Raw genomic sequence first — 21,936 nt, 5'->3', positions numbered from 1 at the left:
GCCTCAGCGGCCGGCGAGCACGCGCTCGTAGACGCGGATCATCGCCGCGGTCCGCGAGGACTGCCGGAACGCTTCCGCGACCTCCGGGACAGGGGTCGGTGCGGTGCCGGCGACGATGTCGGATGCCGCGCGCCGCAGCGTCTCGGCGAGTGCTTCCGCGCGCTGCGCCTCGCGTTCACGACCGGTCGCGGGGGCATCGGCATCCGGCACCGCCCACAGCCCGCCGCCGAGCTCCGCAGCGATGTCGGGGTCGCAGATGACCGACGGCGTGCCGAGGGTCGCCGCCTCGAACGGCGTCATGCCCTGCGTCTCGAAGCCGATCGACGTCTGCACGAGCGCGTCCGCCGCGGCGATGTGCGCGAGCGTCTGCGCGTAGGTGAGCCGCCCCGCGAAGCGCACACCCGCGCGACCCTCGACGATCTTCTCCGCGGCGGCGCGCTGCGCGCCGCCGCCGATGATCTCGAGCTCGGCATCCACTCCGGAGGCCACGAACGCCTCGAGGAAGGGCAGCAGGCGCTTCTCCGGGCTCATCCGCCCCAGCCAGACGAAGCGCGGCTTGCCGGGCGCGCGGTGCTCCGGCGCTGCGGCGACCGTGGCGTCGCGCAGGTCGTCGTCGATGCCGTTCCAGACGACGTCGACCGTGTCGAACACGCCGTGCTGCTCGAGGCGGCGGGCGAAGTGGGTCGACGGCGCCGTCACGGCCGAGGCGCCGGCGGCGAGCCCGCGGAGGAAGGCCCAGCCATCGCTGCCCGCGACCGCATCGCTCACGCCGCGCAGCGCGCCGCGCCGCCAGGCGTTGAGGATCCGGAGCACGGGACGGTGCAGCGGCGTGACCGCGGCGAGGCCGACATCGACGCGGTTGTGCATCGTGTGGACGACCGGGATTCCGTGACGCGCGGCGTAGCGGTGGCCGATGAATGCGCCCCAGAAGTCGGCCTGCACGTGCACCAGGTCGACCGCAGGACGGCGGGTCATCGCGCGATCGAGGAAGCCGTCGGTTCCGCGTCCCGGCCAGCTCATGGAGTACTCGCGGTCGAGCGTGATCGGCACGGACGGCAGGTCGACGTAGGCCGGGTTCGGAGCTTGGGTCGCTGAGCCTGTCCGCCCTTGGGTCGCTGAGCCTGTCCGCCCTTGGGTCGCTGAGCCTGTCCGCCCTTGGTTCGCTGAGCCTGTCGAAGCGTGCATCCGCGGCGCGACGACGGTCACCGTGTGCCCGGCGCGTTCGAGGAACTCGCGCTGCAGCCTCATCGAGACCTGCGCTCCGCCGAGGGAGTCGAGGTGCTGATCGCCGAAGAAGACGATGTGCATGTCGAGGGCCCGCCTATTCGGGCAGCGGCTCGTCGCGGTACAGCGCTTCGAAGGTGTCGAGGGTGCGGTTGATGTCGTGGATCGCGACGCCGTCGAGCGATGCGCGCTGCATCCGCTCATACTCCGCCGGCGACGCGGTGAGCACGTCGGTCAGGCGCGCGGCGAGCTCGTCGACATTACCCGGCTCGAACAGATGGCCGTTCTCTCCGTCGTGCACGAGGTGCGGGAGCGCGACGGCATCCGCAGCGACGATCGGCAGCGCCGAGGCCATCGCCTCCATGGTCGCGATGGACTGCAGCTCGGCGATCGACGCGATCACGAAGAGGCTCGCCCGTGACAGCAGCGCGCGCAGGTCCTCGTCCGTGGTGCGGCCGTGGAAGGTGACGCGGTCGGAGAGCCCGAGCTGAGCGGTGAGGCTCTCCAGCTGCTTGCGCTGGTCGCCGCCGCCGACGATGTCGAACGTGGTCTCGAGCGCGGGATCGAGCTTGGTCATCGCCTGCAGGATGACCTCGACCTGCTTCTCGGCGGTGAGGCGGCCGACGAAGACGATGCGGTTCTTGTCGCGCGGCGCGATCACCGGCGTGTACTGGGTGCGGTCGATGCCGCAGCTGACCGGGATGACGCCCTGCACGGCGACCGTCTTCTCGAGGAAGTCGGCGGCGCGGCGGGTCGGAGTGGTGATCGCGCGGGTCAGGTCGAAGGTGCGCTTGGCGTCGGCCCAGGCGAACTTCAGCACCAGATCGTCGATGAACTTCGGCATCGTCGTGTGATCGAGGATGTTCTCGGCCATGACGTGGTTGGTCGCGATGACCGGGATGCCGCGCTCGTGCGCGACGTGGGCCAGCCCGCGACCGATCACGATGTGCGACTGGATGTGGACGACGTCGGGCTGGACGCGATCGAGCACGGTGCGCGCGTAGTGCTTCGAGCGCCACGGCCAGACGAAGCGCAGCCAGTCGTGCGGCGCCCACCGCACGGAGGGAAGGCGGTGCAGCGTCATCGGCTCGCCCTCGATCACCTCGGTGCGGGGCTCCGCGCGACGGTACGCCTGATTGGGGGCGGAGACGTGCACGTCATGCCCGCGCTGGACCAGCCCCGCGGCGAGACGCTCGGCGAAGCGGGCGGCGCCGTTGATGTCGGGGGCGAACGTGTCGCACCCGATCAGGATCTTCAGCGGACGGGGCGGGGTCCCCGCAGCGTTCGTCGGATCGGAGGGAGAGGAAGACATTCTGCCTTACGGTACGGCGGCCAAGGGAGCCCGATCGGGCGCTGGCCACTCTACCCGAGGGCCCTGACCGCGCCGCCGAGGCGTACCGGCATCCCCCAGGGTCACCCGTTAGCGTGGGGCCATGCGACTGACTGCCGACGCCGATCCCCGGCTGTGGATCCCCGTGACGGACTCGCTCGGCTGGCGCGGTCGGCGCCACCGCAAGGCGGCGATCCGGATGCTGCTGGGGCAGGTCAATGCGGCGGTCGGGGCGACCGAGCGCCCGGGATCCCGCTTCGGCGCCTGGGCCATGAGCCAGGCCGCGCCGATGCTCATGAAGCGCGCCGACGGCCGGGTGCTGGTGTGGACTTGGAAGGCCGAGCCCGAGCTGATCGTGGCGATGGCCACGGCGCAGCAGCTCACGCCGGACGTGCGCATCGCGCGGGCATCGATGCCGATGGAGTACGACGACACGCAGTCGTTCCCGACGCGCCTCGGCGTGGGAGAGAAGCTGCTCGTACCCCTGCCGTCGTCCGAGGCCACGCCCCCGTTCGCCACCTACACGTGGGACACCGGAACCCACCTGGTCACTCTGACCGCGGTGTGCAGCGACCGGGAGCGCTTCGGCACCCTGACCGCGGCGCTCGACGACCTGGCGCGCAGCATCCGCATCGCCGACGATCTCGAGGGCGGGGAGTCGCCCGAGGTGCTCCGGCTCGATCCGGCCTGACCGGCCTGACCGGCCCGACCCTGCCTGACCCTGGCCGATGCTGGATCGATAATGCCGCCGGCGGCGGGGCGGGAACGGCATTCCTGATCCATCACGACTCGACTCACACCGATCCGGCGTATCTTGCGGCGACCGCGATCGCGCGAGCGCACAGCGCCTCGCGGAGCTCGACGGGTTCGAGCGCCTCAGCGCCGGTGTCGAGCTGCCAGAGCGCCCACACCGCGTGACGGAGATCTTGGAAGGACACGGTCATCCGCAGCTCGCCGTCCGTATCGATCGTCTCCTTGAGAACCGTGACGGCCGTGGATGCGACCTCTTCTCGACGCGAAGGGGCCAGGCGCAAGACGACCTCCAGCGGATCCTCCCCCTCCCGGAACCGCGCGCTGCGCTGCTGCCACAGCTCGGCCAGGTCGACCGTGCCGTCGCGCTGCGCGGGTTCGTGGAGCGCCTCGGCGGCGAGGATGCGCGAGAGGCGATAGGTGCGATCGCCGCCGTCGACGGTCGCAAGGAGGTAGCCCTTGTCGCGCACCGTGACGAGGCCGATCGGATCGAGCGTGCGCCAGACCGGCTCACGGGCCTCGGCCGCGTAGCGGATGCGCAGCCGATGGCCGACGAGCACGGCGCGGCGCACCTCGCTCATGATCGGCTCCGGGATGATCTCGGCGATCCGACGCCGCGAGAGGAGGTCGGCTTCGGGGTCGACGAGGATGCGACGGGCAGCATCCGCCGCCGTGATCTGGTGACCCTCGGGCAGCGCATCGACGATCTTCCGCATCGCGGATGACAGCGCGGCGCTGAGCCCGAACACCTCTTTCGCCCCGGCGCCGCCGGCGGTGAGCAGCGCGAGCGCCTCGTCGTGATTGAGACCGGTGAGCTCGGTGCGGAACCCGGGCAGGAGCGTGAAGCCGCCGTGACGGCCGCGATCGGCGTAGACGGGGACGCCCGCCGTCGAGAGCGCCTCGATGTCGCGCAGCACCGTGCGCGTCGAGACCTCGAGCTCCTCGGCGAGCGCCGTCGCGGACAGGCGGCCGCGTTGCCGGAGCAGCAGCACGAGGGAGACCAGCCGATCTGCGCGCATGGGAGATTATCTCAGGAATACATGACAGAAGGTGTCGTGATTCGTTGGAAGGCTGGATCCATCGCTTCGTCCCGAGGCGGAATCGCACGACGAAAGGACCAGGAAATGACAATCGAACGCACAGCGGTGAACCCGGTGACGTGGTCGCAGGAGCTGGGTTTCCACCAGGGCGAGGTCGTCTCCGGCGAGACCCGCACGTTGTACATCTCGGGCCAGACCGCGATGAGCGCGGAGGGCCGGCCCGAGCATGACGGGGATATCGCGGCACAGCTCGCGCTGAGTGCGGACAACCTCGAGGCCGTGCTCGCTGCGGCCGGCATGTCGCTGGCCGATCTCGTGCGCCTGAACGTCTACACGACCGATGTCGACGCGCTCTTCCCGCACTACGGCGTGCTCGCCGGGCGCCTGGGTGCCGCCGGCGTCGCCCCCACGACGACGATGCTCCAGGTCACGCGACTGGCCATACCCGGCCTGCTTGTCGAGCTCGAAGCCACGGCCGTCGCCTGATCGAGCCACTCCCGTGGCAGTTGTGGCGGGTGTTCTGCCGTTCCACTCGCCACAACTGACACGGGAGCGACATCCAACTCGTGAAGTGAGGTAACTATGTAGTAGGCTCACGGATATGGACATCCTGCTGCTCGACCGGTTGCTGCTGATCGGCGAGCTCTTCCAGAGAGACATGGCACGCGCCTTCGACGGCACGGGACTCACGACCGCCCGCGTGCACCTGCTCTGGGTGCTGCAGCATGCCGGCCCGTCGACCCAGCGCGACCTCGCCCGAATCTGCGACGTCACGCCGCGCAACATCACCGGCCTTGTCGACGGCCTCGAGGAGTCGGGCCACGTTTGCCGGACGCCGCATCCGACCGACCGGCGCGCCGTCCTCGTCGAACTGACCGCCTCGGCGACCGAGACCATGACGCGGATGCAGCAGGAGCACACCGAGCTCAACGACATGCTCCTCGCCGCGGTCGCTCCGTCGGACCGTGCGGCACTCGAACGCGGCATCGCCGCGATCGCATCCCACATCGAGACCCTCGTGACAGAGGCGGCGAGTGCCGACGCCGGACGGGCTGCATCATGACCACGGGCACGAGGACGTCCCCGTCAGACGCACCATCGCGAGTCGCCCGCGCGCTGAACTTCCTCCACCGCGCGTGGACCGCCGAGCTGCGCGTCTACGCGAGCATCGGCCGAGCCATCGCCCGCCGTCCCGCCGTCCCGCCGGGTGGCACCGGCGTCGCGTATCACCAGCCGGTGCTGACGATCCTCATCATCTTCATCGTGCTCTCGGCGGTCGAGATCCCGATCCTCGACCTGATCGTGCACCCCTGGCCCGCCGTGCGGATCCCCATCCTCATCCTCGGCATCTGGGGTCTGACGTGGATGATCGGGCTCCTCTGCGCGATGCTCATGCGGCCGCACGCGGTCGCGCCCGACGGCATCCGCGTCCGCAGCGGACTCGAGATCGACGTCCCGATCGCCTGGGACGACATCGCCTCCATCGCCATCTCGAAGCGCGTCGATGAGCCGAAGCTGCCACGGATCACCCCGACCGAACAGGGTGCCGAGTACGCCGAGCGGATGCAGGACGAGACCAACATCGAGATCGAGCTGGAGCGGCCCGTCGGCATCCGCCTCCCCGGCCTCCTGCCCAAGGGCGGAAGGCATGAGGTCACCCGCATCCGCCTCTGGGCCGACGACCCGCGCGCGTTCCTCGCCGCCGCCCGCCCGTTCCTGACCGCGACGGACTGATCGCCGCGGCGTCACCCGAACGCAGGGAGCGTCAACCGGTCCCGCTCCGGATCGAACGCCTCGACGAGCTCGAGGAGCTCACCGCGCGAGACGTTCGCCCCGAAGGCCCCCGCGCCCGGCTGCAGGCGGATGCCGTCGGCCAGCGCTCCGGCAGGAAGCGGGTCGAACCCCAGATCGTCGATCAGCCGCGCGACCCGGGCGAGAGCATCCTCATGATCCCCAGCGAGCGCGATCGCCTTGCGATCGGCAGCACCGAAGGGCCGGGAGTCCGCCTCCATGTCGTGATACCCCATGTGATTGAAGGCCTTCACCACGAGGGAGTCGGGCAGGAAATCCTGCACGATCTCGCTCGTCGACCCCGTGAACTCCTCGCGGATGCCGTCGGTCTCCCACCAGTAGTTCATGGCGTCGACCACCACTTTTCCACGCAGCGCCGCCACCGGGAGCGACCGGTGCTTGCCGAGCGGCAGCGCGAGGATCACGATGTCTGCCTGCTCGGCCGCGACTGCCGCCGTCGCCACCTCGGCGCCGGGAGCCAGCACCTCGACGGTCAGGGCGATCCTCCCCGGATCGCCGGAGCCGGCGATGAGCACCCGATACCCCGCTGCCACAGCCAGTCGGGCGAGCTCGGTGCCGACCTTGCCGGCACCGAGGATGCCGAGCGTGGCCCCATCCGTCGCCCCGCTCACGCCGCGACCTCGTTCTCGGCGCGCTGCGCGGCGAGCAGCTCGCGCACGCGCGGGATGACGACCGACCCGTACAGCTCGACCGCGCGCATCCGCGCCGCGGCCGGCAGGAACCCCATCGTGTAGATGAGGTCGAAGCGGCCGACGTCGAGTGCGCCGAGAGTGCGGGCGATCTTCTGCGCCACGGTCTCGGGCGAGCCGACGTACATGGAGCCGTGCTCGATCTCCTGGTCGAACTCCTCCCGGCGGATCGGCGGCCAGCCGCGGAGCGCGCCGATCCGGTCGCGGATCACCTTGTACCGCGGCCAGAGCAGCTCGCGGGCCTCTTCGTCGGTGTCGGCGATGAAGCCGGGCGAGTGCATGCCGACCGGATACGCGGTGGTGCCGAACTGCGCGGCCGCGCGTCGGTAGAGATCGATGTAACCCGCGAACCGTTCCGGCGCCCCGCCGATGATGGCGAGCATGAGCGGGAAGCCGTAGTGGGCGGTGCGGATCACCGACTGCGGCGAACCGCCGACCCCGACCCAGGTGCTGAGCCCGCTCTCGGTCTTGGGGAAGACGTCCGCGTCGATGAGCGCGGGGCGCTGGGTGCCCGACCACGTCACCGGCTCCTCCTTCAGGAGCTCGGCGAACAGGTCGATCTTCTCGTCGAAGAGCACCTCGTAGTCGGCGAGGTCGTGCCCGAACAGGGGAAAGGACTCCGTGAACGATCCGCGTCCGAGGATGACCTCGGCACGGCCGTTCGACAGGGCGTCGACGGTGGCGAAGCGCTGGAACACGCGCACGGGATCGTCCGAGCTGAGCACGGTGACCCCGGATCCGAGGCGGATGCGGGAGGTGCGGGTCGCAATGCCCGCCAGCACGGTCTCGGGACTCGAGATCGCGTACTCCGGCCGGTGGTGCTCGCCCACGAGGAACACGTTGACGCCGAGCTGATCGGCGAGCACCGCCTCGTCGACGGTCTGACGGATGGCCGCCGCATGGCTGGAGAGCTCGCCGTTCTCGTCTTCGGTGAGGTCGCCGAAGGTGTCGAGGCCGAATTCGATGTCGTTCATGACTGCTTTCTTTCCTGGGGTGGAGGTGTTCACGCGGCGCGTTCGAGGGAGAGGAGATCGCGCACGCGCGGGGCGACCTCGCGGCCCAGCAGCTCGATGGTGCGGGCCCGCGCCTCAGCCGGGAGATGCATGATGTCGTACTTGAGGTCGAAACGGTCGAGCTGCAGGTCACGGGCCGAGCGGACGATCTTCTGCGCGACCGTCTCGGGCGAGCCGACGAACAGGGCACCCTCGGAGATCTCGTGCTCGTAGCGCGCGCGGGTCGGCGCGTAGAAGCCGCGCTCTTTCGCGAGGTCGGTGACGACCGGCTCCCAGTAGCGCCACCAGGTCTCCCTCGCCTCTTCGTCGGTGTCGGCCACGAGTCCGAGCGAGTGCATCCCGACCGGCTGGGGCGGATTCCCCGCCTGGGCGAGCGCTCGATGGTAGAGATCGACGTGACCGGCGAAGCGCTGCGGGTTGCCGCCGATGATGGCGAGCATGAGCGGCAGACCGTAGTGCGCGGCCCGGATCACCGAGTTCGGGCTGCCGCCGACGCCGATCCAGGTCGGGATGCCGCCCGGCCGCATCCGCGGCTGCGCGACGTGCTCGCGCAGCGGGGCCCGAGTGGTGCCCGACCAGGTGACCGCCTCCTCCCGCTGCAGGCGCAGGAAGAGGTCGAGCTTCTCCTCGAACAGGTCCTCGTAGTCGGCGAGGTCGTAGCCGAACAGCGGGAACGACTCCGTGGCCGACGCACGCCCGAGGACGAGCTGCGCGCGACCGTTCGAGACCGCGTCGAGCGTCGAGAACTCGTGATACAGCCGCACCGGATCGTTGGTACTGAGCACGGTGACGCTGGTTCCGAGCGCGATCCGCTCCGTGGCCGTGGCCATGGCGGCGAGCAGCACGGGGGTCGCCGAGTCGTTGTGCCCCGGTCGATAGTGCTCGCCGACGCTGAACACGTCGATCCCGGCATCCTCGGCGCGACGCGCCTCGTCCACCAGCAGGCGCAGAGTCTCTGCGCCGCTCAGGTCTCGCCCGCCCGACGACGCGGTGTCGCCGAACGAGTTGAGGCCGATCTCGAATCCCTGCGGGTTCACGACTCTGTCCTGCTCTCTCTTTTGTTGACACGTCAACCACTTGTGATTCCGTTGTACTCCGATATGATGGACATGTCAACTAAAAGGAGGCGATCATGGCTGCACGGAGCACGCCCACCGCGCCGCAGCTGCGCGTCTGGCGGGACTTCATCGAGACCGTCGCCACGCTGCAGGGCGAGCTGGGTCGACGACTTCAGGACGATTCCGACCTCTCCGCAGCGGACTACTCCGTCCTCCTCGCACTCAGCGACCAGGGCGACCACGAGCTGCGATCGAGCGAACTCGCCCGCACGATCGGCTGGGAGCGCAGCCGTCTCTCCCACCACCTCGGGCGCATGGAGCGTCGCGGGCTGATCCGGCGCGACGACTGCGCGACCGACAACCGCGGCGCGGTGGTGGTGCTCACCGAAGAGGGTTCCGGCGCCTTCCGCCGAGCCAACGTCCCGCATCTGCGCGCGATCCGCGAGCTCTTCATCGATCGCCTCGACGACGAGCAGCTGCAGATGGTCGACGGAATCACGAAGGCGCTGAGGACGAGCGCCTAGGGCGAGGTCACTCCAGTCCGCGATCCGCCAGCCACTGCTTCGCGACGCGAGCCGGCGCGCGCACGAGCCAGGCATCGTCGATGATCTCCGCCAGCCGATCACGGTCGATCACGTCGAGGCGCACGAGCAGCCCGGGGTACCCGTCGAAATGCGGGATCGTGAAGAGCGCCTCGGGCTCGGCCGCGAGCAGGGCGTCCTTCTCCTCGAGGCTGCCGACCCGCACGCCGAGCACCGGCCCGTCGGGCCACTCGCGCCCGAGATCGGCGAGCTGCCGCAGGTCCGTGCCGCTCGGGCCGCGGAGCCAGGCGACCTGGCCGCTCTTCAGCCGCCAGGCCGCCTCTCCGGTGTGTCCGCCCGTCGTCTCCTCCACACCCGGAAGAGCGAGCGCGATCTCACGGACGTCGTCGACGGTGGCCATGCCGTCAGGATCTCAGACGTTCACGTCTCCCACCAGGTTGACCTTGATGCCCATGCCCGCGAACATCGCGGCCTTCGCGATCAGCGCCTTGTCGGCGGTCTCGGCGTCGGGCGCGTAGACGAGCTGTGCGTGGTTGGCCTTGTGGCGGGCCATGAACTGGTCGCGCGAGATGCCGTGCAGCACGACGTGCGCGATGGGCCACTCCGGGTTCGTGGCGTCCTTGCGGCGCTGCGTCTCCTCGGCGGGCAGTTCGACGACGGAGGCCCGGAAGATGTCGGCCTGCAGGATGCCGTCCGCGATGAAGACGCGCGAGAGCACGATCTCCCCCGGCTTCGAGACGCCGTTGATCGTGGCGCCTCCCGCCGGGAAGAACACATGCCCCTGACGCCAGCCCTCCGCGTTCTGCCATCCACCGAGGTGCGAGGCCGGCACCGAGCCCGAGATCTCGTAGACCCAGACGAACTGGTCGTCGAAGTCCTCGCCCCAGCGCACGTCGTGGAGGGTGTTGTCGGGCACCAGCCCCATCGCGCGCCAGACCCGGTCGGTCACGAGCGCGTCGACCGCGACGCCTTCGTCGGCCTCGTTGAAGTGCGGGAACGCGCGACCCTCGTGCAGCACGCGCGAGCCGTCGCGAGAGGTCACGGGCGGACGCTCGGTGGAGTTCAGGATGCCCTCGGCCAGGTCGGATGCCGGCACCAGGTCCTTGAGTCCCTGCTGGTACTGGATGCCGACCGCATCGAGGCCGAAGTCATCGGCGATGCGCAGGGCGGCGATGTACATCTTCAGCTGCCACTGCACCTGCTCACGGGTGAGCTCGGTGGCGGCATCCTCGCCGTACTGGAAGGTCATGCCGGCATCGATCAGCCAGTCGTAGGCGGCGTTCGCCTCGTCCTCCGAGACCTTGAGCATCTCGGCGTACAGGGCCGACTGCGACAGGCGCTCCTTGTAGATGCCCGTCCTGTTGAGCAGCTCGTCGTCGAAGATCGCGTTGTACATGCCCATGCAGCCCTCGTCGAAGACGCCGATGATGGCCTTCTCGGCGAGCAGCTCGGCGGCGAGCGCCTCGCCCAGCTGCTTCTCCGGGCTGTCCGGCAGCTCGGGCAGGGCGCGCACGTGCGAGGCGTCGTGAGTGATGGAGCCCGTCTCGGTCCACTCCTTGATGCCGGCCTTGAACCAGTCGTCGCTGAAGTCGACCGACCAGATCGAGGCGTAGGGCTTGTCCATCTTGGTGAGGCCGGCGTTCAGGCCGAGCAGGCCGACGAGTCCCGGCCAGTCGCCGGCGAAGTTCGCGACCGTGAGGATCGGCCCCTCGTGCGACCGCAGACCGGCGAGCACGTGGTGCGAGTACTGCCACACGGCCTCGGCGACGATGAGCGGAGCATCCGTCGGGATGTTCTTGAAGACCTCGAGGCCCATGCGCTGGCTGGAGATGAAGCCGTGCCCGGTCGCGGGATCGACCTCGTTCGCGCGGATGACCGTCCAGCCGAGATCCTCGAAGACCCCGGTGACGCCGGCCTCCAGCTCGACCTGCACGGGCCAGCCGCCCGTATTGGCGGATTCGCGCAGGTCGCCGGAGGCGATCAGGTATGCGGTCTGGGGAGCGGATGCCGGGCGGGCGGCCGGCGTCGGCAGGGTGTAGGTGGTCATGATGCCTCCGGTGTTGGGGTCGTGGTGAGCGGGAACCTCTGGGTGGCTGAGGCCGGCGAAGTGCCCGCTCGGAGTCGGATGCCGCGGCCGACGCTCCGGCCGTGCAGCTGCAGATCGGCGACGTCGAGCGCGCCGCCGTCGAGGTGGAGGGTCAGGGCGTCATCGTCGATCTCGACGCGCCCCCACCCCGTGCCCGTGGTGAAGAGGAACGAGCCGCCCGCTCCGACGGGCGCGAACGACAGCGTCGCGTTCGGCGCATCCCACTGCGCACCCGTGGCACCGAGCAGCAGAGCCCAGGACGCCAGCGAGCGGGCGTAGTGGTTGCCGCACTCGATCTCGTTCCACGGACTGCGGTGGCCGCCGTCGTAGCGCGCGCGCAGCGTCCGCTCGATCAGCAGCGCGTCGTCGTAGCGACCGGCGAACAGCAGGGAGGCCGCGACCTGGTGCTCGATCCCCGTCCACACCTCGTCCGAGTACACGAACGGGATCGCGGGTCGTCCGCCGCGCGGCCACGAGGCGAGCAGCAGTCCGCCCTCGTCGTTCAGGGCATAGACGCGTTGCGTGCTCTCGTGCGCGGACAGGTCGGTGCGGTGGTTGTGGGCGACGATCGCGGCGAGCGCGGACTCCACGCGCTCAGGCGGCAGGATGTGCCCGAGCCCGTTCACGGAGGCGTGGAACTGGCCGAGCAGCTGATCCGAGAGCACGCCCTCGCCGTACTGGTAGCGGTGCGCGTCGGCATCGTCGATCACCTGCCGGTAGTACTCGCCGTTCCAGAGCGTCTCGTCCATCGCCGCGGCGACGTGGTCGGCGCGGGTCGTCCACGCACGCGCCCGCTCGGCTTCGCCGAGGTGTTCGGCCATACGGGCTCCCGCACGGAGCGCCGCCAGGTACACGCCGTTCGCGAGCGGCTCGGCGCCATGGAACTCGATGTCGTAGGTGTTGTGCATCTCGCCGTCGAGCAGGCCGTCGCCGTCGCGATCCCACTCGCGGATCGCGTAGTCGAGAGTGCGGGATGCCGCAGGCCACAGTTCCCGCAGGAACGCGTCGTCGCCGCTGAAGCGCCACTCGCGGTGCAGACGCAGCAGCGTGCCGAGCTGCCCGTCGACGGCGGGGGCCATGAACCACGACGGCCCGCCGAAGATGCGGTTGCCGCGGAACTTCTGCGCGCCCTCGTCGTCGGTCTCCAGCAGGTACTCGACGCGCCGGGCGCTGCGCTCGAGCGAGGGGAACAACCAGGCGAGGGTCTGCGCGTAGGACCAGACGTGCGTGCACGTGCCCTCGCACGACCCGCCGTGATCGAAGGATCCCTCCCAGGCCGCGAACACCGGCCCCTCCCCCAGCTCGAGGTTCGGGGACTCGAGCACGAAACCGGTCGTCGACCGCGCGGCGGCGATGTTCGCGCCGATCGCGTCGACGAGCACGGGGTCGAGGGTGCTGCCGTACAGGGCCTCGACGAAGGCATCCGTCGCCCCTTCCAGAGCCGGCAGCTCGCGGTGCAGATGCTCTGCAGCGGCCCAGGCGTCGGGCCAGAGGGTCGCGTAGTGGTTGCGGACCGTGGGCGACAGCGGGCCGTCTCCCGGTGGGTCGTCCAAGACGATGTGCCCGTGCCAGCCGCGACGCCGGTTCGGGAAGCTCCAGGAGAGCACGAACTCGAAGTCGCGGCTCTCTCCCGGGGCGAGCGCGTGCACGATGCCGAGCGATCCGGTGCGCAGCCGAGGGAGCTTCGCGAGCATCTGCTCCTCGGTGAGCGGAGCAGCATCCGGGTGGACGTCGAGCTCGGCGAACAGCCCACGCGGGCGGTCCTCGAGCGTGAGCCGCGGCTCGGGCGCGAGGAGCCCGTCGTCCGTCAGGTCGTTCCAGAACAGGCGCGCCCCGTCCGGCCAGTAGCTCGTGACCCACTGCGGCTTCACGGTGGTGGCGGCATCCGTCGTCGTCAGGCTCAGCGTGCCGTAGCCCGGGTCGTCCTCGGGGAGATCGATGCCGAAGTCGATCCCGCGGACGTCGCCCTCCTCGCGCCACCGCACGCTCTGCATCGCGCGCATTCCCCACGGGGCGTCGGGTCCCGGCGTACCGCGGCCGGCCGTGTGCGAGACGCTGCCGACGACCGTGACGTCGACGGGCACCTGGCCGGGGTTGCTCACGCGGTAGCGCAGCACCGCGGCCGGGATCCCCGAGGCATCGGCATCGAGCGGGATCAGTGGGGTGAACGCGTGGAGGGAGACTTCGACCGGAACGACCGCGTCGGTGAAGTCGACATCGACCACGGGGTATTCGCCGTGCAGGGTCGCGCCGTCGAGGCGCGGGAGACCGGCGAGCTGGTCGAAGGCGTACCCGGCGTCGGCGTCGTGCCGCCCGGTGATCTTCGCCTCGAGCACCCGGGTCACGGGAACGCCGCCCTCGGGCCGCGCGTGGATCGCGAAGAACGAGTGCGGGTTGCGCCGCCCCTTGTCCGGCAGGTTCTCGAACTCCCAGTCGCGCAGCTCGCCGCGGGCGCCGATCGAGACGTTGCCGGTGCCGATGCCGCCGAGGGGGAACGCCGTCGCCTCGGAGGTGTGCGGGATGCCCCGGGCACGCCGGGTCATGCGGATGCTCCGCGCTGCGCGGCGGCGAGCTCGTGCACGACGTCCTTCGAGCCCTCGTACAGCCGTGTGTAGCGGTCGAACAGCGAGTCGTAGAAGGCGCGGAGCGCCGCATCCGGGTGGACGGTCTCGGCGACCGGATTCCAGTCGGCGATGAGCGGGGCTGCGCCGGTGCCGGCGGTCGCCGTCGCGGCCAGGAAGGCCGCGCCGTAGCTCGCGCCGATGGTCGTCTCCGGCACCTCCTGGACGAGTCCCGTAATGTCGGAGACCACTTGCAGCCAGAGGCGCCCCTGCGTGCCGCCGCCGACCGCGACGATCCGGCGGATGTCGGCTCCCGCCGCGCGCATGGTCTCGACGTTGTGCCGCACGCCGAGCGCCGTCGCCTCGAGCGCCGCGCGATAGAGGTCGCCGCGTTCGTGCTCGAGGGTGAGACCGGCGATCACGCCGCGGGCATCCGGATCCTGGATCGGCGTGCGCTCGCCTGCGAAGTAGGGCAGCACGAGCAGGCCGCGGGCGCCGGGCCCCGACCTCTCGGCATCCGCCAGCAGTTCCGGATAGTCGGCGCCGGTGAGGTCCTTCAGCCACGCGGTGAGCGCGCCCGACGTGGAGAGTCCTCCGGCGAGATTGCGGGTGCCCGCGAACGCGCCGGCCGTCGTCCACATCGAGGGCGTGCGCAGCGTCTCCTCGCCGGTCGCCACGAGGAACATCGTCGTGCCGTACATGAGCATCAGGTCGCCGACCTCGTGCGCGCCGACGCTCACCGCCTCGGTCCAGGCGTCGATCGTGCCGGTGATGACGGGGGTCCCCGCGGGGATGCCGGTGGCGGATGCCGCTTCCGCGGTCACCTCGCCGGCGATGTCGGCCGCCCAGGCGAGCGCGGGCTGCGCGATGCCGTCGGCGTACCGCTCCCACGACGGGTCATGCCAGCGCTCGTTCTCGATGTCGTAGAGCGGCGAGACCTGACTCGCCGACTGGTGGTCGAGCACGTAGGCACCGGTGAGCTTGCGCACGAGCCAGGATGCCGGCATGAAGAGTCGGCGGGCACGCGCCCACGCGCCGGGCTCCTCATCCGCGACCCAGACCAGCTTCGGGCCGCCGGCCTGCGAGGTGAGCGTCGAGCCCCCGATCCGGGTGATCTCGTCGACGCCCAGCTCCGCCGTCATCCGCTCGATCTGTGCGCCGGAGCGGGTGTCGACGCCGTACAGGATCGCGGGGCGCACGGGCTCATCCCCGTCGTCCGTGAGCAGGATGCAGGGCCCCATGCCGCTCACGCCGACACCCGCGATCTCGGCATCCGGCGCGGCGGCGAGCAACTCGCGCGCGATCGCGACGAACTCGTCCCACCACACGCGCCCGTCCATCTCCACCCAGCCGGTGCGCGGACGGCTGACGTCGTGAGACCGCGTCGCGGTCGCGAGGATCCTGCCGTCGCCATCGACCAGCACGCCTTTGCTGCTGGATGTGCCGATGTCCACCCCGAGGGTGCAGCGCATGGCGTCCTCCTTGAAACCTGAGCGGCAGAATCTGAAACCTGTTCGTCACTGTACGCGAAATCGATTTCAAGTCGCAAGGCGGCAGTGACTCTTGCTGCACCGGACCTGCACGAGTCGGCTTGTCCACAGCGCGTGGGATATGGGCGGTCGGCATCCGGAATACCGTGACAATCTGGTGTTTCGTTCGCAGAATGGAGCCATGGAGATGACCGAGCCGCAGGTGTGGACACTGATCGGCGTGTTCGCCGCCGTGATGATCGGCGCGGTCTCCCTGCTGCTGCGGCAGAACGACCGGACGCTGACGGCGCTCTCCGGCCAGAGCCAGAACACGCTCGCGGTCCTGACCGGGCAGAACGAGAACACGCTCGCCTCGCTCTCCCGCCAGAGCGAGAACACGCTCGCCTCGCTCTCACGACAGAACGAGAGCACGCTGACCTCGCTCTCCCGACAGAACGAGAACGCGATAGCCGGGCTCCGCAACGAGATGATCGCCCGCTTCGACGGCTTCCAGATGCAGTTCGATGCCAGGTTCGATCTGCTCGAGAACAAGTTCGACACCCTCGAGGACAAGGTCGACACCCGCCTCGGGTCGATCGACCGGCGACTCGAAGAGCTCGACAAGGAGGTCGCGAATCTGGCGACCCGCTTCTGGGGCTCCTCCTGAGCGAAGGCCGCTCAGGACCGAGGGTTCGCGGGCTGCACCTCGTTGCGCAGCACGACCGTGCGCGCCGGCTGCTTGTCGCCCTTGATGCGCTCGAGCAGCATCCGCGCCGCGGTCACGCCCATGTGGCGGGCGGGCAGTCGCACGACGGTCACGGCACTGGGCGACAGCGTCGTGAACGGCAGCGAGCCGATGACGGCGACCCCCACGTGGGGCGGCGTGAGCCCGTGCTCGGTGAGCACCTGGATCGCGCCGACGCCGATGAGGTTGTTCCCGGCGACGACGGCATCCGGCGGTTCCGGCAGCGAGAGGAGATCCTCCATGGCGGCACGGCCGCCGTCGACGCGGAACGTCTCGAACCGCTGTAGCGCGTCGAGGTCGAGGTCCGGATACGCGGCACCGAGCGCCGTACGCCATCCCGCGGCGCGCTCGGCCGCCGTGTCGATGTGCTCGGGGCCGCCGATGTAGGCGATGCGCCGATACCCCGCGTCGATCAGATCCTTGGTCGCCGACGTCCCGGCGGCGCGGTTCGCCATGACGACCCCGTCGATGTCGTAGGTCGTGCTGCGGTCGACGGCGACGACGGGTCGCCCGGTCGCCAGGATCGTGTCGAGCTTGGTGCCCTCGTCCGCCGTCGCGATGATCACGCCGGACATGTGCTCGGCGATCGCGATCCGGAGGTACGTGGCCTCCTTCTCCATCTGGGCATCGGAGTTGCAGAGCACGACCGAGTAGCCGGCTTCGGATGCCACGTCCTCGACGCCGCGGGCCATCTCGGTGAAGTAGGGGTTCTCGATGTCGGGGATCACCAGAGCGATCACCTCGGAGCTCTGGCGGCGCAGGGTGCGTGCTGTGCGATTCGGTGTGAAGCTCAGCTTCTCGGCGGCATCCCGGACCGCGGCGACCTTCTCCTCCGACACGCTCGTGCCGTTGAAGACGCGCGAGACCGTCGCGGGAGAGACTCCCGCGAGTTCTGCGACGTCGTAGATCGTGGCCATGCACCCTCACTGCCTGCCCGGTCGAGCCGGACGTGAAGCAACAGTATCGCGCGCGCAGGCGATCTCTGGAGTTCTGCACTGAAATCGATTACATTGGCGCCCATGACTTCTGCTTCCTCTGACCTGGCATCCCTCGCAGCGCTGCGATCCGTGCAGACGCGTTCGATCTCGCCGGAGAACTTCGACGGTTCCGCTGGGGGCGGAGGCCGGGCGACCGAGGGCACGGGCGCGGGGAACGCGCGTGACCTCGGCCCCGGCTGGAAGATCTCCCCGAGCATCGACATCAAGGCCGGCGAGACATTCGAGCTCGCGAACATCGAGGGTGCCGGGAAGATCACGCATATCTGGATCACGACGCACACCGACAACTGGCGCACACTGCTGCTGCGCGCCTACTGGGACGGATCCGAGGAGCCGGCGGTCGAGGTGCCGTACGGCGACTTCTTCTGCAACGGCTGGGGCGTGTTCGCCCAGGTGAACTCGCAGACGATCGCCGCGAACCCGCACGGCGGCTTCAACTCGTACTGGCCGATGCCGTTCAAGGACGGCGCGCGCCTGACGGTCGAGAACACCTCGGTCGTCGACGTGCGCGTCTACTACCAGGTGACGTACGAGATCGGCGGCGACCACTCGAACGACGCGTACTTCCATGCCCAGTGGCGTCGGTCGAACCCCCTGGAGGACCTCACGCCGCACGTCATCCTCGAGGGGATCGAGGGCCAGGGCCAGTACGTCGGCACGTACATCGCCTGGGGAGTGAACTCCAACGGCTGGTGGGGCGAGGGCGAGATCAAGTTCTACCTCGACGACGACACCGAGTATCCGACGATCTGCGGCACCGGCACCGAGGACTACTTCGGCGGCGCCTGGAACTTCGACATCCCCGGCAGGGGCTACACCGAGTTCTCCACCCCGTATCTCGGGATGCCGCAGGTGATCAGACCGGACGGCCTCTATGTGAGCCAGCAGCGCTTCGGCATGTACCGCTGGCACCTGCTCGATCCGATCCACTTCGCGACCGGCATCCCGAAGGTCGACATCCAGGCCCTCGGCTGGCGGAGCGGCTGGCGCTACCTCCCCCTGCGCGACGACATCGCCTCGACCGCCGTGTTCTACCTCGACCGACCGACCGCGCGGCGTCCGAAGACGCCGACGGCCGACGACCTGGAGGTCCACCTAGGGAGCGCTCCGGTTCCCGACATCGGCGCGACCCCGCCGCGGGCGCCTCAGGACTGACGGCGTCCGGGATGCTCGCGATCGATCCTCAGGCGATCCAGGCCGGGACGCGTCCGCGCAGGAGAGCTGCGTCGAGCGAGAACCGCCCGGCGCCCGTGAAGGCGAGAGCGAGCGCGGCGACGCCGAGCACGGCCACGAACTCGTAGCCGCCCTCGCCGACCCAGAGTCCGGCCGGAAGGTGCACCGCGACGAGGGCGACGGCCATGTCGATCGCGAGGAGGATGCCGACCGGGCGGGTGAAGAACCCGGCGATCAACAGGATGCCGCCGACGAGCTCGATGAAGGCGACGACCGGTGCCGCGATCTCGGGCAGGGGGATCCCCATGCCCGCGAAGCTGCCGATGGTGCCGGGCAGGGTGTACTCGAAGATCTTCTGCGCACCGTGGGCGGCGAAGACGGCTCCGACGACGACGCGGAGGACGAGGAGTCCCAGCGAGGCGGAGGCAGAGGGGCGGGTGGTGTTCGTCATGAGGAGTTCTTCCTTCGTGGCAGGACACGCGCGCGCCAGGCGCGGAGCAGGGGCATTCCCTCCCTCGACGGTATGAAGACGAGCTTTCCGTCTGCTGAGTGCGAGTGCGGGCGCGCCCGTCAGCCCGCTATCCTCCAGACATGCAGCGTGGATTCCGACAGGTCGACGTGTTCGGCGACACCCCCGGCACGGGGAACCCCGTCGCCGTCGTGCTCGATGCGGACGGCCTCGACGACGATGACCTGCGACGGTTCTCGGTCTGGACGAACCTCTCCGAGTGCACCTTCGTGCTGCCGCCGACCGATGCAGGCGCGGACTACCGCGTGCGCATCTTCAGCCTGAGCACCGAACTCCCCTTCGCGGGGCATCCGACGCTCGGAACGGCGAGGGCGTGGCTGGATGCCGGCGGCGCGCCGTCGACCCCCGGCACGGTGATCCAGCAGTGCCCTGCCGGCCTGATCCCGGTGCGGGTGGACGGCGACAGACTGGCCTTCGCCTCGCCGCCTCGGACGCGCTCCGGCCCCGTCGCGCCCGAGCTCGTCACCGAGCTGGTCGAGATCCTGGGCATCAGCCGCGAGCAGCTCGTCGACGCCGAGTGGCTCGACAACGGCCCCGGCTGGGTCGGCCTGCTGCTCGACAGCGCCGAGACGGTTCTCGGCCTCCGCCCCGATGTCGCAGGTCACCCCGGCGTCTGGGACATCGGCTTGATCGGCCCTCACCCGGAAGGATCCGAGACCGCGTTCGAGCTGCGCGCGTTCTTCACCGACGGCGAGGGCCCGCTGCGGGAGGACCCGGTGACCGGCAGCCTGAACGCCGCGGCGGCGGAGTGGCTGCTCGCGAGCGGTCGCGCCCACGCCCCGTATCTCGCCGCACAGGGCACGGCCATCGGACGCCGGGGACGGATCCGGATCAGCCAGGAGGCCGATCAGGTGTGGGTGGGCGGCCGTGCCGACGTGGTCATCTCGGGGTCAGTCGAGCTCTGACCGCTGCCCTCAGACGAGTCCCTGCACCCGGAACTGCTCCGAGTGATAGACGCTGTTGTTCCCGGTGTGCCACTGGCTCACGCTGAGGTGCAGATCCGACAGCGTCGACCCGGGGATGATGTATCCGCCGTACAACTGCGCGACGTGCGAGGCATCCTCCGTTCCCCACTCGGTGCCGTGCAGCAGCGTCGTCTTGGTCGCCGTGTACAGGTTGTCGGTCGGGGTGTTCAGCACCATCGCGTCGATCCGGTACTCGGGAGCGTTGAACCAGGTGAGGATCCACTTGCCGCCGAGGGGCCGCAGGCACATCTCGCCGAACCCTCCGGGCAGGACCTCGGTCACGGGCTTTCCCCAGCCCCAGGATCCGTTCGCGAACCCCCACGGCTGGTAGGCCGAGAGCGTGGTCATGTTGTTCGACGGCACACGGTAGAGCACGATGCCCTTGTCGCGCTGGAATCCGGTGCCGTAGATGTACACGTAGCCGTCGCTGCCGAGCCCCCACGTGATGCACTGGAACTTCCCGCCCGCCATGTCGGCAGGGAACTGCAGACCGGTGTGCTGCCAGGTCGCGCCGTTGTCGTCCGATTTCCACAGCTCGGTCCAGCGCACAGCGCCGAACTGCGGACCGTTCACGATCGCGTGCAGGTACATCCGCGATCCGATCGTGATCACGTCGGACGGGATGACGGTCGTGAAGTACGCGTCGTGCGGGTAGTACCAGAGCTGCGGCGCCACGCCCTGCGTGTTCGCGCCCGCCCCGCCGCAGCCGTCGAAGGTCACGCCCGCGTCGAGGTTCGTCGTCGACGAGTACAGCGCCACCGGCGAGCGCCAGTTCGCCCCTCCCACGGTGTCGGCCCATGTGTCGCCGAACAGGAACAGCATCCGCCCGTCCGGCGTGCGGGCCGGGATGCCGAGATCGGTCGCGCCCACGCCGTACTGCAGCGGGCTCTGGGTTCCCGCGAGCACTTTGATCCTCGTCACCGTGAATCCGGCGGCTGATGCCGGTGGTGCCGGTGCCGTCGCCGCGACGAACGCGGCGCCGAGCACGGCGGCTCCCTGCAGCACTCCTCGGCGACTGATTCCGCCACCGTGCGTGTTCTGGGTCTCCATCGACCTCTCCTCTACTTGAGACCTGCCATCTTGATGTTGCCGATGATCTGGCGCTGGAAGATCAGGAACAGGATGATCACCGGTGCCGCCGCCAGCACGGACCCCGCCATGAGCAGCCCCAGCTCGGTGCTGCGCTCCGAGCGGAAGGTCGCCAGATACTGCTGCAGGACGAACCTCTCCGGCGAGGTGATGGTCAGGATCGGCCAGACATAGGAGTTCCAGTACGCGAGGAACGCCGTGATGCCCATGACCACGAACGGGGGCTTCGACAGCGGCAGGAAGATCCGCACGAAGATGCTGAACCGGCCGCAGCCGTCGAGCATCGCGGCCTCTTCGAGGCTCTTCGGGATGTTCAGGTAGAACTGCCGGATGAAGAACACCATCCCGGCGCTGGCGAGCCCGGGGATCACCAGCACGCCGAGGGTGTCGAGCATGGACAGGCGCGTCACGACGATGAAGCTCGTGAGCAGGATGGTCATGCCCGGGATGAACATCGTCGTGATGACGATCGCCCAGATCGTCCCCTTGAACCGGAAGTCGAGGCGCGCGAAGGCGTAGGCGGCGAGGGAGTTGACCGCCAGGCTGCCGACCGTGAAGAGCACGGCTCCGAAGAACGTCCACAGCAGGGTGCGCAGGAACGTCGGGTCAGCGAGGATCTGCGCGTAGTTCTGCCACAGCCACACCTCGGGGAAGAACTGGAACGGGGTCTCGACGACCTCGGTCTTCGACTTGAATCCCGCGATCACCATCCAGGCGAGCGGGAACAGCGAGGCGACGACGAAGAGCGCGCCGAGGATCACCTTGCCGAGGACGATCAGCCAGCCGCCGGCCGTGCGCGGCGCTCTGCGCTGTGCGCGCGGCTCCTTGCCTGCGAGGACGATGCGGGTGGTCTCCTGCATGAC

The 21,936-nt window shown here is 69.6% G+C and carries 22 protein-coding genes; 8 read left to right on the top strand and 14 right to left on the bottom strand.

Annotated features, from left to right (window positions below; translation table 11 throughout):
* Positions 1-3: 3 nt before the first annotated feature.
* Together DC434_RS02750 and DC434_RS02745 are read right to left on the bottom strand one after the other, a co-directional pair.
* Complete coding sequence (locus DC434_RS02750) at positions 4-1,308, bottom strand: glycosyltransferase (protein ID WP_116633721.1); 1,305 nt, start codon at positions 1,306-1,308, stop codon at positions 4-6.
* A 13-nt stretch (positions 1,309-1,321) separates the two neighbouring features.
* Entirely contained in the window at positions 1,322-2,536 is a 1,215-nt protein-coding gene (locus DC434_RS02745; RefSeq protein ID WP_116633720.1) for a glycosyltransferase, read from the bottom strand.
* Between the two features lie 121 nt (positions 2,537-2,657).
* On the opposite strand from DC434_RS02745, the gene DC434_RS02740 reads away from it, so the two are divergent.
* A complete protein-coding gene (locus DC434_RS02740; RefSeq protein ID WP_116633719.1) occupies positions 2,658-3,245 on the top strand; it encodes a hypothetical protein in 588 nt (195 codons plus the stop codon).
* Positions 3,246-3,348: 103 nt separating this feature from the next.
* On the opposite strand, the gene DC434_RS02735 is transcribed toward DC434_RS02740, so the two are convergent.
* A complete protein-coding gene (locus tag DC434_RS02735) occupies positions 3,349-4,323 on the bottom strand; it encodes a WYL domain-containing protein (protein ID WP_116633718.1) in 975 nt (324 codons plus the stop codon).
* A 111-nt stretch (positions 4,324-4,434) separates the two neighbouring features.
* On the opposite strand from DC434_RS02735, the gene DC434_RS02730 reads away from it, so the two are divergent.
* From DC434_RS02730 to DC434_RS02720, 3 genes are all read left to right on the top strand, one after another.
* Positions 4,435-4,830 (top strand): RidA family protein, encoded by a 396-nt coding sequence (locus DC434_RS02730; RefSeq protein ID WP_207769899.1) that lies wholly within the window; start codon positions 4,435-4,437, stop codon positions 4,828-4,830.
* Positions 4,831-4,945: 115 nt separating this feature from the next.
* On the top strand, positions 4,946-5,407 hold the full coding sequence (locus DC434_RS02725; protein WP_116633716.1) for a MarR family transcriptional regulator: 462 nt from the start codon (positions 4,946-4,948) through the stop codon (positions 5,405-5,407).
* Positions 5,404-6,078 (top strand): hypothetical protein, encoded by a 675-nt coding sequence (locus tag DC434_RS02720; protein WP_116633715.1) that lies wholly within the window; start codon positions 5,404-5,406, stop codon positions 6,076-6,078. The genes DC434_RS02725 and DC434_RS02720 overlap by 4 nt, the downstream gene beginning before the upstream one ends.
* A gap of 11 nt (positions 6,079-6,089) precedes the next feature.
* Here the strand turns inward: DC434_RS02720 and DC434_RS02715 are convergent, their stop codons facing one another.
* Genes DC434_RS02715 through DC434_RS02705 form a run of 3 tightly spaced genes read right to left on the bottom strand, consistent with a single transcriptional unit; the run spans position 6,090 to position 8,895 of the window.
* On the bottom strand, positions 6,090-6,767 hold the full coding sequence (locus DC434_RS02715; RefSeq protein ID WP_116633714.1) for an NAD(P)-binding domain-containing protein: 678 nt from the start codon (positions 6,765-6,767) through the stop codon (positions 6,090-6,092).
* Positions 6,764-7,819 carry an LLM class flavin-dependent oxidoreductase gene (locus tag DC434_RS02710; RefSeq protein WP_116633713.1) on the bottom strand — a complete coding sequence of 352 codons (1,056 nt, stop codon included), beginning with the start codon at positions 7,817-7,819 and terminating at the stop codon, positions 6,764-6,766. The genes DC434_RS02715 and DC434_RS02710 overlap by 4 nt, the downstream gene beginning before the upstream one ends.
* A gap of 29 nt (positions 7,820-7,848) precedes the next feature.
* Positions 7,849-8,895, bottom strand: coding sequence for an LLM class flavin-dependent oxidoreductase (locus tag DC434_RS02705; RefSeq protein ID WP_116633712.1), 1,047 nt, complete (start codon positions 8,893-8,895; stop codon positions 7,849-7,851).
* Positions 8,896-8,990: 95 nt separating this feature from the next.
* Between DC434_RS02705 and DC434_RS02700 the strand changes: the two genes are divergently transcribed.
* Positions 8,991-9,440 (top strand): MarR family transcriptional regulator, encoded by a 450-nt coding sequence (locus tag DC434_RS02700; RefSeq protein WP_116633711.1) that lies wholly within the window; start codon positions 8,991-8,993, stop codon positions 9,438-9,440.
* Between the two features lie 7 nt (positions 9,441-9,447).
* Here DC434_RS02700 and DC434_RS02695 read toward each other — a convergent pair whose 3' ends face one another.
* The 4 genes from DC434_RS02695 to DC434_RS02680 are packed head-to-tail and all read right to left on the bottom strand — an operon-like array spanning position 9,448 to position 15,577.
* Positions 9,448-9,858 carry a hypothetical protein gene (locus tag DC434_RS02695; protein WP_116633710.1) on the bottom strand — a complete coding sequence of 137 codons (411 nt, stop codon included), beginning with the start codon at positions 9,856-9,858 and terminating at the stop codon, positions 9,448-9,450.
* 12 nt (positions 9,859-9,870) lie between these two features.
* Positions 9,871-11,505 (bottom strand): fucose isomerase, encoded by a 1,635-nt coding sequence (locus DC434_RS02690; protein WP_116633709.1) that lies wholly within the window; start codon positions 11,503-11,505, stop codon positions 9,871-9,873.
* Complete coding sequence (locus tag DC434_RS02685; RefSeq protein WP_116633708.1) at positions 11,502-14,087, bottom strand: GH116 family glycosyl-hydrolase; 2,586 nt, start codon at positions 14,085-14,087, stop codon at positions 11,502-11,504. Before DC434_RS02685 ends, DC434_RS02690 begins: the two co-directional genes overlap by 4 nt.
* The gene (locus tag DC434_RS02680) at positions 14,084-15,577 is read right to left on the bottom strand and encodes an FGGY family carbohydrate kinase (protein ID WP_116633707.1); all 1,494 of its coding nucleotides are present in this window, start codon (positions 15,575-15,577) and stop codon (positions 14,084-14,086) included. Before DC434_RS02680 ends, DC434_RS02685 begins: the two co-directional genes overlap by 4 nt.
* A gap of 199 nt (positions 15,578-15,776) precedes the next feature.
* On the opposite strand from DC434_RS02680, the gene DC434_RS02675 reads away from it, so the two are divergent.
* On the top strand, positions 15,777-16,241 hold the full coding sequence (locus DC434_RS02675; RefSeq protein WP_116633706.1) for a hypothetical protein: 465 nt from the start codon (positions 15,777-15,779) through the stop codon (positions 16,239-16,241).
* An 11-nt stretch (positions 16,242-16,252) separates the two neighbouring features.
* Here the strand turns inward: DC434_RS02675 and DC434_RS02670 are convergent, their stop codons facing one another.
* Positions 16,253-17,236 carry a LacI family DNA-binding transcriptional regulator gene (locus tag DC434_RS02670; protein WP_116633705.1) on the bottom strand — a complete coding sequence of 328 codons (984 nt, stop codon included), beginning with the start codon at positions 17,234-17,236 and terminating at the stop codon, positions 16,253-16,255.
* Between the two features lie 102 nt (positions 17,237-17,338).
* On the opposite strand from DC434_RS02670, the gene DC434_RS02665 reads away from it, so the two are divergent.
* Positions 17,339-18,472 (top strand): glycoside hydrolase family 172 protein, encoded by a 1,134-nt coding sequence (locus DC434_RS02665; RefSeq protein WP_116633704.1) that lies wholly within the window; start codon positions 17,339-17,341, stop codon positions 18,470-18,472.
* 28 nt (positions 18,473-18,500) lie between these two features.
* On the opposite strand, the gene DC434_RS02660 is transcribed toward DC434_RS02665, so the two are convergent.
* Positions 18,501-18,941: a DoxX family protein gene (locus tag DC434_RS02660; protein WP_116633703.1), complete on the bottom strand. Its 441-nt coding sequence runs from the start codon at positions 18,939-18,941 to the stop codon at positions 18,501-18,503.
* Between the two features lie 140 nt (positions 18,942-19,081).
* Here DC434_RS02660 and DC434_RS02655 point away from each other — a divergent pair, with 140 nt between their 5' ends.
* A complete protein-coding gene (locus DC434_RS02655; protein ID WP_116633702.1) occupies positions 19,082-19,924 on the top strand; it encodes a PhzF family phenazine biosynthesis protein in 843 nt (280 codons plus the stop codon).
* Positions 19,925-19,933: 9 nt separating this feature from the next.
* Here DC434_RS02655 and DC434_RS02650 read toward each other — a convergent pair whose 3' ends face one another.
* Positions 19,934-21,034 carry a DUF4185 domain-containing protein gene (locus tag DC434_RS02650; protein ID WP_116633701.1) on the bottom strand — a complete coding sequence of 367 codons (1,101 nt, stop codon included), beginning with the start codon at positions 21,032-21,034 and terminating at the stop codon, positions 19,934-19,936.
* A gap of 11 nt (positions 21,035-21,045) precedes the next feature.
* The gene (locus DC434_RS02645) at positions 21,046-21,933 is read right to left on the bottom strand and encodes a carbohydrate ABC transporter permease (protein ID WP_243408774.1); all 888 of its coding nucleotides are present in this window, start codon (positions 21,931-21,933) and stop codon (positions 21,046-21,048) included.
* Positions 21,934-21,936: the final 3 nt, after the last annotated feature.

Origin of the sequence: Microbacterium sp. TPD7012, assembly GCF_003075395.1 — a bacterium.
GTDB lineage: Bacteria > Actinomycetota > Actinomycetes > Actinomycetales > Microbacteriaceae > Microbacterium.
Note: the sequence above shows the minus strand (reverse complement) of the source record. Positions and strands in the feature narration are given on the sequence as shown.

Excerpts from the sequence above, each read along its gene's own strand:
- DC434_RS02695 (WP_116633710.1), bottom strand. The coding sequence starts at position 9,858 with ATGGCCACCGTCGACGACGTCCGTGAGATCGCGCTCGCTCTTCCGGGT.
- DC434_RS02740 (WP_116633719.1), top strand. The coding sequence starts at position 2,658 with ATGCGACTGACTGCCGACGCCGATCCCCGGCTGTGGATCCCCGTGACG.
- DC434_RS02745 (WP_116633720.1), bottom strand. The coding sequence starts at position 2,536 with ATGTCTTCCTCTCCCTCCGATCCGACGAACGCTGCGGGGACCCCGCCC.
- DC434_RS02690 (WP_116633709.1), bottom strand. The coding sequence starts at position 11,505 with ATGACCACCTACACCCTGCCGACGCCGGCCGCCCGCCCGGCATCCGCT.
- DC434_RS02750 (WP_116633721.1), bottom strand. The coding sequence starts at position 1,308 with ATGCACATCGTCTTCTTCGGCGATCAGCACCTCGACTCCCTCGGCGGA.
- DC434_RS02660 (WP_116633703.1), bottom strand. The coding sequence starts at position 18,941 with ATGACGAACACCACCCGCCCCTCTGCCTCCGCCTCGCTGGGACTCCTC.
- DC434_RS02710 (WP_116633713.1), bottom strand. The coding sequence starts at position 7,819 with ATGAACGACATCGAATTCGGCCTCGACACCTTCGGCGACCTCACCGAA.
- DC434_RS02655 (WP_116633702.1), top strand. The coding sequence starts at position 19,082 with ATGCAGCGTGGATTCCGACAGGTCGACGTGTTCGGCGACACCCCCGGC.
- DC434_RS02680 (WP_116633707.1), bottom strand. The coding sequence starts at position 15,577 with ATGCGCTGCACCCTCGGGGTGGACATCGGCACATCCAGCAGCAAAGGC.
- DC434_RS02700 (WP_116633711.1), top strand. The coding sequence starts at position 8,991 with ATGGCTGCACGGAGCACGCCCACCGCGCCGCAGCTGCGCGTCTGGCGG.
- DC434_RS02670 (WP_116633705.1), bottom strand. The coding sequence starts at position 17,236 with ATGGCCACGATCTACGACGTCGCAGAACTCGCGGGAGTCTCTCCCGCG.
- DC434_RS02720 (WP_116633715.1), top strand. The coding sequence starts at position 5,404 with ATGACCACGGGCACGAGGACGTCCCCGTCAGACGCACCATCGCGAGTC.
- DC434_RS02725 (WP_116633716.1), top strand. The coding sequence starts at position 4,946 with ATGGACATCCTGCTGCTCGACCGGTTGCTGCTGATCGGCGAGCTCTTC.
- DC434_RS02650 (WP_116633701.1), bottom strand. The coding sequence starts at position 21,034 with ATGGAGACCCAGAACACGCACGGTGGCGGAATCAGTCGCCGAGGAGTG.
- DC434_RS02735 (WP_116633718.1), bottom strand. The coding sequence starts at position 4,323 with ATGCGCGCAGATCGGCTGGTCTCCCTCGTGCTGCTGCTCCGGCAACGC.
- DC434_RS02645 (WP_243408774.1), bottom strand. The coding sequence starts at position 21,933 with ATGCAGGAGACCACCCGCATCGTCCTCGCAGGCAAGGAGCCGCGCGCA.
- DC434_RS02665 (WP_116633704.1), top strand. The coding sequence starts at position 17,339 with ATGACTTCTGCTTCCTCTGACCTGGCATCCCTCGCAGCGCTGCGATCC.
- DC434_RS02685 (WP_116633708.1), bottom strand. The coding sequence starts at position 14,087 with ATGACCCGGCGTGCCCGGGGCATCCCGCACACCTCCGAGGCGACGGCG.
- DC434_RS02675 (WP_116633706.1), top strand. The coding sequence starts at position 15,777 with ATGGAGATGACCGAGCCGCAGGTGTGGACACTGATCGGCGTGTTCGCC.